This is a genomic window from Bremerella cremea, assembly GCF_039541315.1.
Lineage (GTDB): Bacteria > Planctomycetota > Planctomycetia > Pirellulales > Pirellulaceae > Bremerella > Bremerella cremea.
Genome location: NZ_BAABFZ010000003.1, coordinates 2,892,463 through 2,910,448 on the forward strand (window position 1 = coordinate 2,892,463; position 17,986 = coordinate 2,910,448).

A 17,986-nucleotide genomic window follows, 5' to 3' on the forward strand; every position below is an offset into this window, starting at 1 on the left:
AGAGTTCACTTCGCAAAGGGATTTGTCTTTATTGAACGGAGTCGGATTGAATGCGTCGCGTCGTTACTTCGACCTATCCGCTATCGACTCAACAGCCACCCAGCACTTCTGCCCTCGCGAGCTTCTCTCGCCGAGATCCGGACCGGTTCCGGCTTACCAGCAGTCAGGAAGGTGATCAGTTTGCGATCTTGCAACTGATGAAGCACTGTCTGTACTCGTATGACGAGAACGAGTTTCACTCGCAGCAGGAACGCCCCGATTACGACACTCGCGAACGGCTCACGTTTCGGCTGGGTAATCAAATCATCGGCCATATTCGTTGCGTCCCGCAACAGATCTGGCTGCACGGAATGTTGATGCCTTACCTCCGCGCAAGCGAGTTCGTTCTGGCACCCGAGCATGTCGATGCGACGAATGTCGACGCGTTCTTTGGTTGTCTCGACGAGTCATTTCATCACCTTTCCGGCTCGTTCATCATGCATCGCACGAGTGCGGCGATGGCACAACGGCTCACGCGGTTTGGCTGGATCAAGCTTTCCAGCGGGTTCCGAAGTATCGCCGCGACGGAGCCGTTCCTGGCTTCTGTCCGCGGCGAGTCGACGTCGCAGACCTGGAAAGAGCCACCTCGCAAGGAAGCCGGGCTTTGGATTCGCCTGATGCGTCAGGTCGAAGCGGACGCGTTGGTCGCGCTGTACGAGAAGTCTTTCCAGTCGCACCAAGTCGGAACTCCCCGGACCGCGGGTATGTGGGATTGGTTGCTCCGGCGAAAGGCGTTCGACGCCCTATACGTGGCGATCCGAGGTGGAAACAAGTTGGCGCTGGATGACGCGATCGATCGAATCGCCGGCTATGCCATCGTGCAGGAAGGGCAGATTCTGGAGGTTGTCACGCAGCCGCACGAACGCGCCGTGCGTGTGCCGCTGGTGAATCGTATCTGCAGCGATCTTTACGAAGCCGACTATCGCGAACTGCGATTTGAATCGTCGGTCGATGATCCGCTGCATCAGGTCTTGCGGAGCGTTGGCGGAACCAGCAATTCGCCTCCAGGAGAAGAAATTCTCGTCCGCATGCCGAACGCCGTGCAGCAGTTGGCCGAGTTTTGCACGCTGCTACATCAACGAGCCAAATTGCGAGGGTTGGAACTGCCGGTCGATCTGGGGCTGCTGGTCGACGGAGAAAAATTCTGCATCCAACTCAGCAAACGCAAAGGTACATTGACCGACGGCAAGTTAGGGAGAAGCTACCTGGAACTAAGCGGGGCTCAACTGGTTCGGCTGGTCCTGGGGGACTTGCCGATTGAAGCTATGGTCCAGCTAGGCGAGATCCAGGCCTCGACGCAAGTGGCAGTGCATGTTGCCTCGCAATTGTTCGACTATTCGCCACCCTGGTTCCCCGCGATCGACACGCTACCGATGCGATAGCAGTGGCATCTGCCAGCGAGCGATGGGCAGGAGGTTCGTCGCGTGACAAATCTCTCCGGTCTCAGGGACATGGCAAACCGAGCGGATTGAGGTATCATTGATCGCTCGAATGGTCACCTGTGGGATGATTTATGCGAACTGCGTAGGTCCTCCATTTTCCTGATTAGCTGTTTTCTTTCCCTGCCGCTTCACCATGAAGATCGCCATCGCCTCGGATCACGCCGGTTATCGTTACAAGTCCATCATCATCGAGCACTTGAAGTCGCTGGGGCATGAAGTGGTCGATTTCGGGACCGATTCGGCGGAATCGTGTGACTATCCCGACTTCATTATTCCGGCCGCCAAGGCTGTTTCAGCCGGCGAGTGCGAACGAGGTATCGTTCTGGGTGGCTCGGGCAATGGCGAAGCAATCGCCGCAAATCGAATCCACGGCGTTCGTTGCGCATTGACCTGGAATATCGAGACCGCCCAGCTTGGCCGTCAGCACAACAAGGCCAACATGATCTCGATCGGCGAACGTCTGACCGCCGAAGGGGATGTGCTGAAGATTGTCGATACCTGGCTCGAAACCGAGTTCGAGGGTGGTCGACACGAGCGACGAATCGAGAAGATCGATTCCTTGTCGCGCGATCAGTAAGCGAGAATCGGGCGCTGCTTACGCCCCGACGCGAATCTTTCCGAGGACCTGACCCTCGGAGACGATATCGTCTTCTTCGGTGCTGGTTTCACACAGCACCCCGGTCGCCGGCGAGACCAAATCGAAGGTCACTTCGCCAGCCAGAACTTCCAGCACGCGATCTCCTTCGCGAACGAAAGAACCACGCGGAACAAGCCACAGACTTGTCCGCACCAAAATATCGGCTAGACCAAGTTCCGGCAAAACTAGCGGTTGTAACTCTTCGCGCAGCATGGATTTGAGATTTCTATGTTCTGGCGGTGGCGAGATTGCCCGATCCATCTGGCAATCTGTCTCGTCCTGTTTGACGGTTCCCGAGAGGGTTCGTCGCAGGGCTGGAGATTAATAACGAGGAAGCAGTATCGGTTCAAGGTCGAATCCCGATCGTAAATCGTGGTCTTTTAAGTTCTTGGCGACGTTTGCAGTGCTTGCTTTGCCGTGTGATATCAGAGCTATCGTTGGCCGGTGTCAGAATTTTCGCCCAATATTTTGCCACTTCTAGGGAATTAGCTTACGGTAAACGAACTAGTTGATCCTGGGAGGCAGCTTCTGGCTGGGCAGGGGGATAAGCATGTCGAAGCAAATCAAGTCGATACTACTGATCGTTTGCGTGCTGGCCGCCTTTTGTTTCTGTTACGAGTCGTCGATCAGGCGTCTGGCCGATTGCGGTGGTGAATGGCTCCGCCGACACAACGGGCAGTTCTGCCAGGCAGGTTATCGGCTGCATTCCGAGTTTCAAATCGAGTCGGTCGGCGGCATCACCTACAACGTCTATGTCTTCGAGGCGAACGGAAATCGGTCAGGTCCCAACACTGGCGTTCAGGTTCTGCTCGAAACGCTCGATCATCAAGAGCTCCATCGGATCGCGGTTCCGTCGCCAGACCGCCTCTTTAACACCACCTGTCTGAATAGCATTCATCCCAATCGTCTCGAGCTGTCGTTCTTCGTCGCCGGTGAGAAACGAGATATGTATTGCTATTACTGGGAAGTTCAATCAGGACGTCTGATCCCGTCCAGCTTCGGCGTGTGAGCGTTTGGTCGAGTGATGCTCCCGATTCGATCGGCCTGCGAGGCCTTGTTGCGCCGACAAGCCAACGCCCTGCTCGTCGTTGCCAACGAGACTTCGCCCTGGCCAACGATCGGTTGATTGCGGACTTGATGTAATACATCCCTAGGCTCAGGTTGCGGTAAGGCAACACGTTGCTTTGCCGCAACGTCCCTTTTGGGTGGGGACACCCCGGGGAAGAGGTTGGTGAGAAACTGTAAGTGCTGCTAGGGAAGTTGGTTACGTGGCTGTTGCAGCCAGCCGCAGCCGGTCTGGCACCCTCTTTGCGTTTAGTTGTGTCGCTCGAATAGCGAGCCAGGAAACGTTGCTTCGGCGACGCCTGAGAAGATCTCCAGACACTGCTAGACGTAAAGTAACTCCTCCATGCATGCCCGCGAACATGTCCAGCTTGCTGCCTACCTTGCCATCCATGCCCCTGCCTATCTCCGTGGTCGTGTTACCTATAGTCCTACCGCATTGGAGCAATACTGGATCGCCTCGAAGTGTCGCCTCGACCGCTGGGGGATCCGCCTGAAAACGCACTCGCAGCTTTTGGAAACAGGCAGCGTTTCCGATCTGCCACGTTTCTGGAACGCGGCTCGTCCGGTGATCGAAGAGATTTTGGTCAGCGATATCCTGACGCGAGTCTGGATTTCGATCTGCGTGGCCCACGATCGTATTCAAATGAAAAACGTGGCCGAGCCGGTGGCCCGCAGTGTCTTTCTCGGGCACATGGAAGCTCGCAATCGAGCCTTGAACTTACTGCTGCATGGCCGAGGGCTCGAAGCGACAATGATGGTTCCGCTGAATCGGCTACGACGGCGCAGCGAACGCTGGACCGATATGCTGCTGGGGTACATCGCCGCTGATACCGACGTGAACAGCTTCGGCTTCGACCAGGAACGGGTCCGAGAGTTTGGCAACGACATCCGATCGGAACGGGGCTCTTCGCACAAAACCGCTTCATGGACGTTGCTTTTGGAATCGGCGATCGAGGCGTTCGGCACACAGTTGGTCAACGAGCCTGCCAATGCCGATATGAACCGCGATATTGCCGGCGCGGTGATGAACACGTTCGGGGCGGAACTGTTCGACCAGAACACTCTGATCAATCCCATGTGGGAAGCACGCATCGTCAATCTGGCCGACGATGCTCAGCGACTGGTCGAACAACTCTTAACGACCAACGATCCGGTCCTCAAGCGAAAGCAGCAGCAACGAGCCCGTTGGAGTTCGCCCCGGATGTAAGTTTGACGGCTATTGGGCCGATGGCGACTGGTATGGATTGTCTGAGACTTCGGCCAGCACAATTTCTTCTTGGTTCGTGTTCGCTTCTTCGACCAGGCGATGAATCTGTTCGACCAGTTCGTCCGGCCGCGAAGTCTTGTTGATGACCGCTTTGGGGATGATCTGGGACATCTGGCGATTCGCATCGTAAAACACCATCGCCTCGCGGTCATCTGAGATTTGACCGAAGAGCCCCCATTGGTCGAGGCCGACTCCTTCTTCCGTCCATGTCGCAATCCCTTCGCGATAGATCCACATCCGCGTCAGGCTCGGCTTTTTCGCTTGCCGAGCTCGTTCTCGCCAGTATCGAACGAAGTTCGAGATCTGCTGCCCCAGGATCAACATAAAGAACGTCGCCAGGACCAGCAGAAAGTAATAGAAGAAGGTTGGTTCCGATGGTGTACCGATCAACCGGGGTGAGTCCCAGTCGAACGTCTTCAAGGCGATCAGTGCCGCGATTAAGATCACCGGAAAGATGAACTGCACCGCCAGTCCGCCCGGCGTTGGCATCGGATTGGTGCCATCCGGATCAGGGCCATTGATGATCAGCCGAGACTCCAATGAAAGATTCTTCTCCCATTGAACTTCGTCCTGGATCAGGTTGTACTCGGCAAGTTTGAAATCGCGATGAAAGTCTTCCCAGGTCGGAAGAGGCATCGTCTGCTGTTGAGCTTTGAGGTACAGCTCTTCCGCCTTCTTGGCGAACGCCTCGGCTGCTTCTGGGGAATCGAAGTAGCGCCGCGGGATGATGTAGGCCCGTAGCGACTCGATATAAATCGCGACCGAGTTCTTCGAGATGCGGACCCGTTTGATATAGCTCCACGGCAGACGACAGCAGCCTCGATCGCCTTGGAATTCGATGTATTCGTTAAAGAGACGGAGCGTTTGTTTGCCAGGGGGGACGGCGACTTTGTATTTCAGCCGAGCGACCATCCACATGTAGATGCCGGTCAGCAAAACGCCCACCATCAGGACGAAAACCCCGAGTAGCATCAGGAAATACCATTCCTGAACGATCACCAGCAACAGGGCAATCGGCCACAAGATGGTCAGCAGGGTGAGGGCTCGGAAATAGTCCTGCAGACGCTCTGTCCACGACATCCCCTGCAAAACCTCGATAATATCGGACGACTCGTTTTCGTAGGTTACTTCCAATGGCATAGGATCCGCTTTGTATGAAGCTTGGATAGGAAGCACCGATCCAAGCCGATTTTTCGTGGAAACAGGCTCGCGAATTCGAGAGAATGGTTCGACACGGTTACGTTCGTGGATGAGAAGTATTGGTTATTGCATGATGATTCGTATCGCATTTTCACTTGTCGTTTTGAGTGCCCTGCTGTCGACCGACAAGGTTTGCCAGGCCGAGGCCCGTCCGAATGTCATTCTGGTAATGACCGACGACCAAGGTTACGGTGATGTTGGCTTGCATGGCAACTCGATTGTGCAAACGCCAAACCTCGATCAGTTCGCGAAGCAGGGCGTTCAGCTCACGCAGTTTTATTGTAGCCCGGTTTGCGCCCCGACACGTGCGGCGCTGATGACCGGGCGTTACTTCTATCGAACCGGCGTGATCCACACCTCCCGAGGTGGTGCTCGGATGGCCAGCGACGAAAAGACGATGGCCGAGGTCTTTCAGGATGCGGGCTATGTCACCGGGGTCTTTGGGAAATGGCATCTGGGCGACAACTATCCGATGCGCCCCCAGGATCAAGGTTTCCAGCTTAGCCTGATCCACAAGTCAGGCGGAATCACCCAGCCGCCCGATCAGCCGAACGATTACTTCGATCCCATGCTGTGGAAGGACGGACAGCCAGTCCAGGCAAAAGGCTACTGCACCGACATATTCTTCACCGAGGCTATCCAATTTGTCGAGCAGAATCAGGACCAGCCTTTCTTTGCTTACATCGCCACCAACGCCCCGCACACACCGCTGATTGTCGACGAGACCGCTTGGAAAGGGTATGCCGCGAAAGGGCAGGAAGAATCAACCGCCAAGGTGTATGCCATGGTCGATAACATCGATCAGAACTTTGGTCGCCTGCTCGCGAAGCTGGATGAGCTGAAGCTGCGTGACAATACGATCGTGATCTTCTTGACCGACAACGGGCCGCAGCAGAGTCGCTTTAACGGTGCCCTGAACGGCCGGAAGTCGATGGTGCTGGAAGGTGGCATTCACGTTCCTTGCTTCATGCAGTGGCCGAGCCAGTTGGAAGGGGGCCAGAAGGTGGCAACCCGGCTGGCTCATATCGATTGGCTGCCGACGTTGATTGAAGCGACGCAAACCAAGGCCGATTTGCCAAATCGCTTGGACGGCGTCAGCTTCTGGTCGCTGCTTCAAGGGAAGCAGGATACGTGGCGCGAGCGGAATCTATTTTTCCAGGTTCATCGTGGGCTGCAGCCAGAGCCGTATCACAATGCGGCGGTGCTCGGCGAGCGGTACAAGCTGGTGATGAATGTCGGCAGTTTCGGTTTCGAGAAGCTCGACGAAGTGCCTCCGAAGCGGCGGACCGGGATCCAGTTGTTCGATCTGCAGAAAGATCCCGGCGAAACGAATGACCTGGCGGCATCGATGCCGGAGAAGGTCGAGCAGTTGACGGAAGCGTACGACGCCTGGTTTGCGGATGTGAAAGCGACCCGTAACTTCGAGACGCCGCCGATCGTCTTAGGATCGGAAGCTACCGAATCGACGCTGCTGTGCCGCTACCAGGATGCCTACTACGAACAAGACCGGGCCTTGGGCTGGAAGGTTAATGTTCCGCATGCCATGCTGGTGCAGCTTCGATTGAATCAGCCCGCCGAAGCTGGCCAAACTTTGATGGTGCAGTGGATGGGGAACGTCCAGGCCTTCGAGATCGAAGACCCACGCCAGCCAGTCGCCGCGCTGCAATTGACGCCAGGAACTGGCATTCTCGATGTCTGGCTGCAAACCGAAGGTAGCCCGCGGGAGTTCATTAAGAACAATACGACGCTGGGCGACGTGGTTGTTCAGCCAGTTGGCGAAGGGCTTTAATCGCCAACCGCCAGTTCGACTTGAACGCCGACCTTCTTTCCTTTGCGGAGCACGCTCAGCACGACCGTCTCGCCTGGCTTGTTGTTCTCGATGGCCGAAAGCAGATCGTCGGCGGTTTGCACGGGAACATTGTCGATACCGACAATCGTATCGGCTTCGCTACGATCGAGTCGGTTTTGCTCGTAGATGAATGGGCCACGCTGGATCTGTTCGCGGACGAGGCGAAAGCCTTTGATTCCGGCTCGGTCGGCAGGACCTCCTTGAGCCACGGTCGCCACCATCAAGCCTTGTTCGGTCTGATAAACACGCGTGATGCCAATGTCCGGACGAATGACACGGCCATTTTCGAGCAACTGCGGTACGACACGCTGAATGGCCGAAGCCGGGATGGCAAAGCCGACGCCCGTGTTCTCGCCGGTGCTGGAAGCGATGGCAGTGTTCATGCCGATCAGACGGCCGTTGCTGTCGAAGAGCGGCCCGCCGGAGTTACCCCGATTCAAGGCGGCATCGATCTGAATGATCGACTTCATCGTTCGTCCACTCCGCGATGGCAGCACGCGGTTGAGGCTCGAGATGATTCCAATCGTCATCGTTCGTTCCAAACCGAAAGGATTGCCGATGGCATACACCTTCTGGCCGACGCGTAGTCGTGACGAGTCGCCGAACTGCACCGGGTGCAGCAGGTCCGACGGAGCATCGATCTTCACCACGGCAATGTCGTTGACAGGGTCCTGACCAACAAGCGTGGCGGGATAGCTTTCGCCGTTGAAAAGCGTGGCCCGGATCTCGCGGGCCCCTTCGATGACGTGGTAATTGGTCAGGATCAAGCCAAGCTTGTCGAGAACGCTGCCACTACCAGAGCCTTCCGCCGGGCGTTCCATCAGATAGAAGTTGTCGATCTGGACACTTCGCGTCGTGATATGAACGACAGCGCGGTTCCCTTTCTCGTAGACGAAGATGTTGCGTTTCTCGTCTGGCGTCAGATCGAGTTCCCCTTCAGGAATCACCGGCGTCGTACGATGTTTAATATCGTTGATCAACGTGGTATCGGAACCGGGGACCACTTTCAGCTGCTGGTCACGCTGAATTTCGTAGACTGTTTCCCGCTCTTCGAGAGGTGCTTGAGCCAGCAACGTGTTCGCAGCGATGGCGAGTTGCAGTGGGAAAGCAATTCCAAAACAAAGGGGCAGGCTCTTCAATGCATGCATCGATCGTGCTCCTGATTCGACTGGGGGGACTCCTGTCGTGGTGGGGGTATCTAATTATTCACACATCGCCATTTACGTAACAAGCCACAAATGGTTCTGGCGCCCCTGCCAATTACTTGATGCGTTCTTTGATACGCTGTTGCGACAGCAACATGAGCGTGCGATGCGATCCCAGGCGGGCGATATCGCTATCTTCTTCGGTCGGAATGAGTTGCTCGTAGTCTCCGTCCGGCGTCATCACCCAGGCCTGGCGGCGATCTTTCATGGCGACGTCGAGGATTTCCCAGAGACGTTCCTTGTGCGAACGGAGTTCGATTGGGGCGACCGCTTCAACGCGATTGCTCAGGTTGCGCTGCATCCAGTCTGCCGAACCGATGTAGAACTCGCCTTCAAGTGGATCTTCGGAGCCGTTGGCGAAGAAGAAGATCCGCGAGTGCTCGAGGAAGCGGCCAATGATGCTGCGGATCGTGACGTTCTCGGTTAGCCCTGGGATTCCGGCTCGCAAGCACGAGAAGCCACGGACGATGCACTCGACTTTCACGCCTGCTTGCGAAGCGGCGACAATCGCCTGGCACATTTCAGGGTCTTCCAGTTGGTTGACCTTGATGACGATAAATGCCGGTTTGCCTGCCTTCTTGTTTTCGATCTCGCGACGAATCTTGACCAGGAACTGATCTCGCATGTTCGGCGGAGCGACCAGCAATTTCTGGAAGCTCGGTTCGCGCGAACGACCGGTCAGGGCGTGGAACAAGTTGACCACGTCGTCGGTCAACATCGGATCGCAGGTGAACAGTCCCAAGTCGGTATACAGCCGGGCGGTCTTCACGTGATAGTTGCCGGTACCGATATGGGCATAGCAGCGAATCCCGTCCGACTCTTGCCGCACGACCAGCGCGATCTTGGTGTGCGTCTTCAGACCCAGCACGCCATACACGACGTGGGCGCCGATCTTTTCCAGTTCTTTGGCCCAGTGCAGATTGCGTTCTTCATCGAAGCGGGCCTTCAGCTCGATCAAGCAGGCAACTTGTTTGCCCGTTTCGGCGGCGCGGATCAGACTTCGCACGAACGGCGTATCGTCACCAACGCGATACACAGTCATCTTGATCGCGATCACTTTGGGATCGTTGGCCGCGGCACGAATGAACTGCTCGACACTCGCGTCGAAGCTTTCATACGGATGATGCACCAGGAAGTCGCCGGACTTAATGACCGAGAAGATGTCGGCTTCTTCGCCTGCCAGGTCGGCGGGCACAATCGGGTTCCAAGGTTCGTCGCGGAGCTCTTTGATGTCGAGCGAGGCGAGCGGCCACATCCCGGCGTAGTCGAGTTCGCCCTGGAATTCATAGACGTCATCTTCCGAGAGCTCGAACTGATGCATCAGCAGCGAACGAACCCACGGGTTAGGATTCTCGGACAGTTCCAGGCGAACGACCGGCTCGAACTTTCGTTGACGCAGTTCTTCCGCGACGATCGTGCGGATGCTTTCCGATTCGTCGTCATCTTCGATTTCGACTTCCGAGTTTCGGGTGATCCGGAAGAGGCTCGAATCGATGATGGTCATGCCGGGGAAGAGCTTCTCGGCATTGTTATGGATCAGGTCGGCCAGGCGAATGTACGAACGCCCTTCTTCCATCTCGGAATCGAGTTGGATCCACTGCGGCAAAATGTTGGGAACCTTCACGCGGGCAAACAGGTTTTCTTCCGAATCGGGAACTCGCAAAACGAAGCCGAGCGACGTCGAGAGGTTCGACATATACGGGAACGGATGCCCAGGGTCGAGCGCCAGCGGCGTCAGCGCCGGGTAGACGTTCCGATTGAAATAGAGATTTGCCTTTTCACGCTGCGAGTCGGAAAGTTGTTCCCAATCGAGCAGGTGAATATTGTGCTCTGCCAGCAGCGGTTTTAAATCGCGGCGGAAGCAGCGGGCACGCTTTGATAGCATCGGCAGGATGACCTGACGCATCTCTTGCAGACGCTGCTGCACCGGCACCGGGCCGATCACCTTGTTCTTCAAACGCTCGGCCTGGCTACGGGTACGTAGCAGCCCGATTCGCTTCATAAAGAACTCGTCGAGGTTCGACGTGAAGATCGCCAGGAACTTGATCCGCTCGAGCGCCGGATTGCGGGGATCGAGCGCTTCATGCAGCACGCGGCTGTTGAATTGGAGCCAGCCCAGGTCGCGGTCCGAGTAAGCCTCGCGCCACGAAGGATCGGTCCAATCGATTTCAGGGTGGGTGGTCTTTAGATTCTGGTCGATCAGGCGAGCCGTAATTTCCTGCGTCATCAGTCCTTCGAGCCTATTGCTGCGGAAAACATTGCTGGCATCAATTCAGGGCAGAGAACGGCATTTTAGCCCAAACTGAGCTTCTTCGAGCCCCCCGGACACCCCTTTCGCTGGCAAATCATAGTTAAGATTGGCCTTGGGTACGGCCGACGAAAATTGTACAAACACCCCCCTCACCTGGTCTCTCTTGGCTTCTGCCCACGGAATGCTGTCATGGCGCTTGATACGAAAATCTGGACTGGCCCCGGTCGACCGGCTGTTTTTCTGGACCGCGACGGCACGATCAACGAGGAAGTCAAATACCTCAGTTCGCCCCATCAATTGCGGATTATCCCAGGGGCGGCAGAAGCGATTGCCCGGCTCAATAAGGCTGGCATTCCGGTGATTGTGATCACCAACCAATCGGGGATTGCCCGCGGTTATTACACCGAAGACGACGTACAGGACGTCCACAACTACATGGACAAGCTGCTGGCAGACCATGGCGCGTCGGTCGATGCGTACTATTACTGCCCGCATCATGGTGCCGCGATTGTGAAGAAGTACGCCCTGGACTGCGAGTGCCGTAAGCCACGCATCGGGATGCTGAGCGCGGCGGCGGCTCAGGAAAATGTCTCGCTGAGCCAGGCCTATATGGTTGGCGACAAGCGATCTGACTTGCGGGCCGCGGTGAACTGCGGAGCCCGAGGCATTCTGGTCCGAACCGGTTACGGCCGTCAGACCGAAGAAGAATTGCTCCGTGAAGCAGAAGCGACCGGCGCTGCCTTAGTGACCAACATTGTCGACGACCTGGCTGCGGCGGTGGATCAGATCTTAAATCAGATCGCTCACAACCATCCGCAGAGCGTCAAGGCACCGAAGTTCGCGTCTAATTATCGCCATCACCGACCGGAGATAGGTCAACATTACCCACATCAATAGGTGTGGTTTCGGTGGATGGGTGTGGCGGGATCTCGGCTCCGATCTCGCCTAATTCCTCGCTGGCGAGCGTGATCTGCTCGATCACTTCCGCCTCAATTGGCGTAGGTTCGGTCGGTTCCCCTTCTTCATCTTCGGGATCGACCATCGGTTTGGCCGTTTCGGTCATCATCGGAGGCGTTTCTTCCTCCGGCTTCTCTTCGACCTTGGGCTGTTCTTCTGCCATTGGTTTCGGCGTGGCCTTCGGTTCAACCTTGGCAGGCTTGTTGACAGCGCGAGGCTTAGGAGCGGGTTTGTCTTGCTTCGAGGCGTTTACTTGCTGCTGAAAGGCGGTTGCCAAAGGGCTTTCGTCCTCCTTCTCGCCCGCCGGTGCGTTGCGTGAGACCGGGGCGTTCGCTCCGTCGCCGTTTGCAGGAGGCTGATCGTCCAGCGGGATGGTTTCCGTCGGAACGGTCGGCGTCATCGTGTCGGCAGCTTCTTCTTCGGAACTGTTTTGGTTGGCAAGCTTCTTCATGTCAGGCGTTCGCAGTTCATGCGGCACAATGAAGTAAGCCTGAGCGGGAAGCTGCTTCACGATCCCGATGGGATCTTTGTGCATGAACCACATCACGGCGAAGAGCGCCAGGCCAAGACCGACCACGCCGCCCACGATCACTTTCAAGAACTCGATCGCAACATTCGGCTCTGGGCGTTTAGGACGTCGCGGCGGACGATTCGAATCAATCTTCGCCATCGGGGGCGAACTGGCCATGGGACCAGATTCTTTGAATTGAAAGTCGGTACGCGTTGCCTCGCTGTTGTCGACCAACGCATATTCCGAACCGTCGCTCGGCTCGTTCGGAAAGACCAGCTTCACTTCCGAGCCAGGCCCCGAGATGATCTCGGCTTCAGGTGGCAGCAGATTGATGATCTCGCCTAACGGGAACTGTTCGCCGCAACGAGGGCAACGGATGACCGACATTTCGGTCGCTGCCGAAGGAATACGAATCGAATCGTGGCAACGCGGGCAGGAACTCAACAGCATGTGGGGCTCCGAAAATTTCCGATGTCTACCAGGCAACCTTGAAGCGCGGCAGGGAACAAGTAACAAGGAGCTCCCCAGGCAGCCCGAAGCAACCAATTATATTATCAGGATTACACGGTAAAGGGTCGGATTGGGGCAAAGGGGCATAAGATTTCCTTAAAACCGCGTCGAATGGTTGCCTAGCTGGAAGTTCCGATACGAGCGGGCTAAACTAAGCGGTTCTCCCCCTTAAGCCTGCCTTTCCAACCTTTCAATCGCTCAGATCTGGAGCTGCCCGTGATTCGCTGCTTCTCGAACCCTAGGTTCGCCCCCTTCTGCATGGGGATCATCTTCGCCTGCTTGTCCGTTACCTCGGCACTGGCCCAATTCGGATCGGCTGGTGCCCCCAAGCCATACGAAATCCACGATGGTGATCGGATCGCTCTGGTCGGTGGCACCTTCATCGAACGCGAGCAGCAGTATGGCTACTTCGAGCTCGCGCTGCAGCTGTCGCTACCCGAAACCAACTTCAGCATCCGCAATCTGGGTTGGAGTGGTGACACGGCTACCGGAATTGCTCGAGCCCGGTTTGGCAACCAGCAAGAAGGCTGGTCGCATCTGACCAAGTCGCTTGATCTGGTGAACCCAACGGTGATCTTCGTTTGCTACGGCACCAACGAAGCATTCGAGGGTGAGAAAGGGCTGGAAGCATTCAAGGCGAACTATGGCAAGCTGCTCGACGAACTCGAAAAGCGAACCAAGCGAATCGTGATGATCTTGCCGCTGCCGATGGAAAACCTGGGCGAGCCTCTGCCGAATCCAGAACAGTACAACCAGAACGTTGAACTCTACTCGAAGGCGATCTCAGAAATTGCCTACGACCGGGGACATTCGTTCGTCAACGCGAGCAAGGCCGTCTCCGGTTATAAGCCACAAGAGTCAGGCGATCCTGCGTTTCTGACCGACAACGGCTTGCACCTGACTGGCTATGGCTACTGGAAGATCGCACCGGTGATGACCTCGCGGCTGGGGCTTTCGCCGAAGCGATCGCTGACAACGGCAAACCCTGCCAGTGAATTGGAAGGGGATAAAGGGGTTGCGATGCCGATCCCTTATCCTCGTTCGCCCCTGGCCGACAACCAGAATACGATCACTTACGCGATACATTTTCTGAACGACGGAGAGCATACGCTTCAGCTCGACGACCAGCCCAAGGTGACGGCGACCGCCAAGCAGTGGGCCGCGGGTGTCGATGTTCCGGCTGCTCCGCTCACCGATCGTGCGGAAGAACTTCGCCAGGCAATCTTGCGAAAGAATCAGCTCTTCTTCGATCGTTATCGTCCTCAGAACGAAACGTATCTCTACCTGTTCCGCAAGCACGAACAGGGCAACAACGCTGTGGAGATCCCACAGTTCGATCCTTTGGTGGAAGCTCAGGACAAGAAGATCTTCGAGCTTAAGCAGCCCCTGAACGTGAAAGTTCAGCTCGACTAATCGAGCTTGCTGGCCTGCTCTTTTCCGCGAAATCCATCCTTCCAACTGAGATAACCATACCAATGTATCGCTCTGCCCTTGCCTTGCTTTTAATGCTGATCGCGCCGGTTGCTTCCGCGCTGGCTCAACGCAACCTGACGGTAATCCCTGACACCGATCCTGAAGCGGAACGCAAGTCGTTCACCGTAGCGGAAGGCTTCGAGGTGAACCTGTTCGCTTCCGAGCCGATGATCGCCAGCCCGATTCAAATCAACTTCGACGCCCAGGGACGTTTGTGGGTTGCCTCCAGCGAGGTCTATCCGCAGATCGAACCAGGTCAGGTCGCCAACGACAAGATCTTGATGCTGGAAGACACCGACGGTGACGGCCAGGCCGACAAGTCAACGGTCTTCGCCGATGGCCTGCTGATTCCAACCGGCGTGCTGCCAGGGGATGGCGGCGTTTATGTCGCCAACAGTACGGAACTGCTGCACATGAAGGACACCGATGGCGACGGCAAGGCGGACTCGAAGCGAGTCGTTCTGTCTGGTTTCGGTACGGAAGATACCCACCACATTCTGCACACGCTGCGGTGGGGCTACGACGGCATGATGTACTTTAATCAGTCGATCTACATTCACAGCCATATCGAAACCCCGCATGGCGTCCGTCGTTTGAATGCCGGTGGTATCTGGCAGTTCCGTCCTGAAACGATGGAGCTCGATGTTTTCTGCCGTGGTTTCGTGAATACCTGGGGACATCACTACAACAACTATGGTGCCAACTTCGCGACCGACGGTGCCTATGGCGAAGGGATCAACTACACCTTCCCAGGAGCCGTGTTTGTGACGGCCGCCAACTCGCGTCGTCTGTTGACCGGTCTCAACCCAGGCAGCCCGAAGCATTGCGGTTTGGAACTGGTCGGTGGTTCGCATTTGCCCGAAGATTGGCAGACCAGTGCTTTGACCAATGACTTCCGTGCCCATCGGGTGTGCCGTTTCGTGCTGGAAGAAGATGGTTCCGGTTTCGCGAGCCGTCAGACCGAAGATGTGATCAAAGCAAGCCACGGTGCGTTTCGTCCGGTCGATATCAAGATGGGGCCTGATGGGGCCATCTACGTCGCCGACTGGTACAACCCGATCATTCAGCATGGCGAAGTCGACTTCCGTGATAAGCGTCGCGATCATGTTCATGGTCGTATCTGGCGAATCACCAAGAAGGGAAGTCCGCTGGTCAAGCCAACCAACCTGGAAGCGGCTTCGGTCGACGAACTGTTGGCCGCGCTCACCTCGTCCGAAAAGTGGGTTCGCACGCATGCCAAACTGCAGTTGAAGCTGCGTCCACGAGCCGAAGTGTTGGAAAAGCTGGCCGCCTGGATGAAGGCTCAAGCCAAAGATGATCCGGCAACTGCTCATCATCGGTTGGAAGGCCTGTGGGCGTATCAGGCGCTCGACGAAATCAACGAACCGCTGCTAAGCGAAATGTTGGCTTCGCCAGATCACAACATCCGTGCCGCTGGTGTCCGCGTCGCTTCGCAGTGGCACGACCAGCTTTCCGACCCGATGGCAATGTTCGCCGCGGCCGTTCGTGACGAACATCCCCGCGTTCGCCTGGAAGGGGTTCGCGCTCTGGCCACCATTCCAACTTCCGAGTCGATGATCGTTGGCCTGGAAGCGACGCGTCAACCGATGGACCGATTCCTCGACTTCGCTGTCTGGCAATTGACTGAAGACCTGGCTCCACAGTGGGTGCCAGAACTGAAGGAAGCGGTTGCCAGCAACGATACGAACTCGAAGATTCTGCAAGATGCCCTCGCGCATCCGGAAAGCTGGGTGTTCGCCCTCGAATCGATTACCAATCCGGAAGTGGCGGAAGCGGCCGTTGTGATGCTGTCCAAAGCAGACGTACCAACCTCGAACCGTTTGGTTCAGTTGGCCGCACAACGGGGTGACTCGCAACTGCTGGGCAAACTGCTCACGTCAATTTTGCCAGGTGGTAGCCGGGCAGAAGACAACGCTCAGATCGTGCCGATTCTGAAGTCGTTTCTGGTGGCGATGCAAGTTCGCAAGACCAAGCCGGAAGGTGACCTGGCGAGCATCGAAAAATTGTACGGCTCCGATTCGCCAGAAGTCTCGGCGCTGGCCTTCGACGCGGCGATTTCATGGAACGTTGCTTCGCAGGAACTGGTTCGTTCGTACGCCGCTGGTGAAAAAGAATTGCCACCAGCAGCACGCGTGGCGGCCGTTCGGGCCTTGGCCAAGATGCCAGGCGAAGCGACCGTGCAACTGCTGAATGGATTGATTCATAGCGACAAGGCTTCGGCTCCTGTCCGCATCGCGGCGATCGAAAGCCTGGCGACAATCAATCTGCCGGTGGCTGCCAATCAGGCTGCCGAGCTGCTCTCGAAAGAGAAGTCGGACGTGTCGGCGGAAGCAGTCTTGGCTCCATTTGTCAGCCGCAAGCAAGGACAGGTTCGCCTGGCAGAGGCCTTGAAGGATAAGAAGCTCCCGCGAGATGCCGCTCAGTTGGCACTCCGGGCCGTTCGTAGCAGCAGCCAGGCTTCGCCCGAGCTGGTCAGCGCAGTCCAGACCGCAGGCGGGCTGACTCAGGGCATTCGGCAATGGTCGGATGAAGAGTTGGCTCAGATCACGCAACTGACCATGGAATCGGGCGACCCGCACGCCGGCGAAGCGATTTATCGCAAGGAAGCCCTCAACTGCTACAAGTGTCACGCGATCGGCGAGTCAGGCGGAAAAGTCGGCCCGAACTTGATCAGCCTCGGTGCCAGTGCCCAGCCAGACTACATCGTCGAGTCGCTGCTGCGTCCGAGTGCCAAGGTGAAAGAGAACTTCCACTCGTTGATCATTCTGACGGACGAAGGCAAGGTGGTGACCGGGATCCCGGTTCGCGAGAACCAAGAGATGCTGGTCCTTCGCGATGCTGACGGGAAAGAGATCGAGATCCCTCAGGAAGCGATCGACGATCGTGCGGAAGGCCGTTCGCTGATGCCTGATGGTTCCATCGACTCGCTGACCCAGAAGGAAATCGTCGACCTGGCGACCTTCCTCTCGAAGCTGGGCAAGGACGAAGCGTTCTCGATTGGCAACAAACGCTATCTACGATCGTGGCAGACGTTGACGTACAGCGACGCTGCCCGTCATGTGATCAATCGGTCGAGCAACAACTCGGTCGGTCAGGGGAACGAAGCGTTCGTCTGGCAGCCAATCTTCGCTCAGGTCGATGGTAGCGTGCCGCTCGCAGAACTGCCGAAGTTCGACGTTCACCGCAATCAGCCAAGCTTCGCGTACCTGGAAACCGAAATTGATGTCGCTAACGAAGGGACATTCAAGTTCGCTCTGGATGGTGCGGAAGGGCTTTCGCTGTGGATCGATGGCAAGCCAATTCCAACGAGCCAGACGTTCGAGGCCCAATGGCAGCCAGGGAAGCACCGTCTGACGGTTGCTATCAACCTGGGCGAACGCCAGCAGGGGTTGAAAGTTCAATTCCTGGAAGCGGAATCGACCGGCCGATTGGCCACGGCGGCAAAGAATTAGCCGTTATCAATGAGAATGGGGCAATCTTGCCTTGACCTGCAAGATGCCCCTTTGGTAGTTACACGCTCCGGTCCAGCTAATTGGTATCGTCACAAGTTGACGGGGGA

At 56.6% G+C, this 17,986-nt stretch carries 13 protein-coding genes; 8 read left to right on the top strand and 5 right to left on the bottom strand.

From position 1 onward, the window contains the following. Positions 1-50 precede the first annotated feature (50 nt). Both ABD890_RS14090 and rpiB read left to right on the top strand, forming a co-directional pair. A complete protein-coding gene (locus ABD890_RS14090; RefSeq protein ID WP_345090484.1) occupies positions 51-1,421 on the top strand; it encodes a GNAT family N-acetyltransferase in 1,371 nt (456 codons plus the stop codon). A 193-nt stretch (positions 1,422-1,614) separates the two neighbouring features. Beyond that, positions 1,615-2,058 carry a ribose 5-phosphate isomerase B gene (gene rpiB, locus ABD890_RS14095; protein ID WP_345090486.1) on the top strand — a complete coding sequence of 148 codons (444 nt, stop codon included), beginning with the start codon at positions 1,615-1,617 and terminating at the stop codon, positions 2,056-2,058. 18 nt (positions 2,059-2,076) lie between these two features. Here rpiB and ABD890_RS14100 read toward each other — a convergent pair whose 3' ends face one another. Further along, positions 2,077-2,331: a biotin/lipoyl-containing protein gene (locus ABD890_RS14100; RefSeq protein ID WP_345090490.1), complete on the bottom strand. Its 255-nt coding sequence runs from the start codon at positions 2,329-2,331 to the stop codon at positions 2,077-2,079. A gap of 337 nt (positions 2,332-2,668) precedes the next feature. On the opposite strand from ABD890_RS14100, the gene ABD890_RS14105 reads away from it, so the two are divergent. Next, on the top strand, positions 2,669-3,127 hold the full coding sequence (locus ABD890_RS14105) for a hypothetical protein (RefSeq protein WP_345090493.1): 459 nt from the start codon (positions 2,669-2,671) through the stop codon (positions 3,125-3,127). 399 nt (positions 3,128-3,526) lie between these two features. After that, the gene (locus ABD890_RS14110; RefSeq protein WP_345090496.1) at positions 3,527-4,390 is read left to right on the top strand and encodes a hypothetical protein; all 864 of its coding nucleotides are present in this window, start codon (positions 3,527-3,529) and stop codon (positions 4,388-4,390) included. A 9-nt stretch (positions 4,391-4,399) separates the two neighbouring features. Here the strand turns inward: ABD890_RS14110 and ABD890_RS14115 are convergent, their stop codons facing one another. Next, positions 4,400-5,590: a YcxB family protein gene (locus tag ABD890_RS14115; RefSeq protein ID WP_345090499.1), complete on the bottom strand. Its 1,191-nt coding sequence runs from the start codon at positions 5,588-5,590 to the stop codon at positions 4,400-4,402. A gap of 130 nt (positions 5,591-5,720) precedes the next feature. On the opposite strand from ABD890_RS14115, the gene ABD890_RS14120 reads away from it, so the two are divergent. Continuing rightward, positions 5,721-7,439: an arylsulfatase gene (locus tag ABD890_RS14120; protein ID WP_345090502.1), complete on the top strand. Its 1,719-nt coding sequence runs from the start codon at positions 5,721-5,723 to the stop codon at positions 7,437-7,439. On the opposite strand, the gene ABD890_RS14125 is transcribed toward ABD890_RS14120, so the two are convergent. Together ABD890_RS14125 and ppk1 are read right to left on the bottom strand one after the other, a co-directional pair. Further along, the gene (locus ABD890_RS14125) at positions 7,436-8,647 is read right to left on the bottom strand and encodes a S1C family serine protease (RefSeq protein ID WP_345090505.1); all 1,212 of its coding nucleotides are present in this window, start codon (positions 8,645-8,647) and stop codon (positions 7,436-7,438) included. The genes ABD890_RS14120 and ABD890_RS14125 overlap by 4 nt on opposite strands. 112 nt (positions 8,648-8,759) lie before the next feature. Continuing rightward, on the bottom strand, positions 8,760-10,931 hold the full coding sequence (gene ppk1, locus ABD890_RS14130) for a polyphosphate kinase 1 (RefSeq protein WP_345090508.1): 2,172 nt from the start codon (positions 10,929-10,931) through the stop codon (positions 8,760-8,762). A gap of 213 nt (positions 10,932-11,144) precedes the next feature. On the opposite strand from ppk1, the gene gmhB reads away from it, so the two are divergent. Next, positions 11,145-11,852, top strand: a complete 708-nt coding sequence (gene gmhB / locus ABD890_RS14135) for a D-glycero-beta-D-manno-heptose 1,7-bisphosphate 7-phosphatase (RefSeq protein WP_345090511.1) — start codon at positions 11,145-11,147, stop codon at positions 11,850-11,852. Here gmhB and ABD890_RS14140 read toward each other — a convergent pair. Then, the gene (locus tag ABD890_RS14140) at positions 11,800-12,873 is read right to left on the bottom strand and encodes a hypothetical protein (protein WP_345090514.1); all 1,074 of its coding nucleotides are present in this window, start codon (positions 12,871-12,873) and stop codon (positions 11,800-11,802) included. The genes gmhB and ABD890_RS14140 overlap by 53 nt on opposite strands. Before the next feature lie 276 nt (positions 12,874-13,149). On the opposite strand from ABD890_RS14140, the gene ABD890_RS14145 reads away from it, so the two are divergent. Both ABD890_RS14145 and ABD890_RS14150 read left to right on the top strand, forming a co-directional pair. Then, complete coding sequence (locus ABD890_RS14145) at positions 13,150-14,346, top strand: SGNH/GDSL hydrolase family protein (protein ID WP_345090517.1); 1,197 nt, start codon at positions 13,150-13,152, stop codon at positions 14,344-14,346. Between the two features lie 62 nt (positions 14,347-14,408). Then, complete coding sequence (locus ABD890_RS14150) at positions 14,409-17,879, top strand: PVC-type heme-binding CxxCH protein (RefSeq protein WP_345090519.1); 3,471 nt, start codon at positions 14,409-14,411, stop codon at positions 17,877-17,879. Positions 17,880-17,986 lie beyond the last annotated feature (107 nt).

What these genes read in the sequence shown, in the direction of transcription:
- ABD890_RS14090 (WP_345090484.1), top strand. Translation starts at nt 51, where the DNA reads ATGCGTCGCGTCGTTACTTCGACCTATCCGCTATCGACTCAACAGCCA.
- rpiB (WP_345090486.1), top strand. Translation starts at nt 1,615, where the DNA reads ATGAAGATCGCCATCGCCTCGGATCACGCCGGTTATCGTTACAAGTCC.
- ABD890_RS14100 (WP_345090490.1), bottom strand. Translation starts at nt 2,331, where the DNA reads ATGCTGCGCGAAGAGTTACAACCGCTAGTTTTGCCGGAACTTGGTCTA.
- ABD890_RS14105 (WP_345090493.1), top strand. Translation starts at nt 2,669, where the DNA reads ATGTCGAAGCAAATCAAGTCGATACTACTGATCGTTTGCGTGCTGGCC.
- ABD890_RS14110 (WP_345090496.1), top strand. Translation starts at nt 3,527, where the DNA reads ATGCATGCCCGCGAACATGTCCAGCTTGCTGCCTACCTTGCCATCCAT.
- ABD890_RS14115 (WP_345090499.1), bottom strand. Translation starts at nt 5,590, where the DNA reads ATGCCATTGGAAGTAACCTACGAAAACGAGTCGTCCGATATTATCGAG.
- ABD890_RS14120 (WP_345090502.1), top strand. Translation starts at nt 5,721, where the DNA reads ATGATGATTCGTATCGCATTTTCACTTGTCGTTTTGAGTGCCCTGCTG.
- ABD890_RS14125 (WP_345090505.1), bottom strand. Translation starts at nt 8,647, where the DNA reads ATGCATGCATTGAAGAGCCTGCCCCTTTGTTTTGGAATTGCTTTCCCA.
- ppk1 (WP_345090508.1), bottom strand. Translation starts at nt 10,931, where the DNA reads ATGACGCAGGAAATTACGGCTCGCCTGATCGACCAGAATCTAAAGACC.
- gmhB (WP_345090511.1), top strand. Translation starts at nt 11,145, where the DNA reads ATGGCGCTTGATACGAAAATCTGGACTGGCCCCGGTCGACCGGCTGTT.
- ABD890_RS14140 (WP_345090514.1), bottom strand. Translation starts at nt 12,873, where the DNA reads ATGCTGTTGAGTTCCTGCCCGCGTTGCCACGATTCGATTCGTATTCCT.
- ABD890_RS14150 (WP_345090519.1), top strand. Translation starts at nt 14,409, where the DNA reads ATGTATCGCTCTGCCCTTGCCTTGCTTTTAATGCTGATCGCGCCGGTT.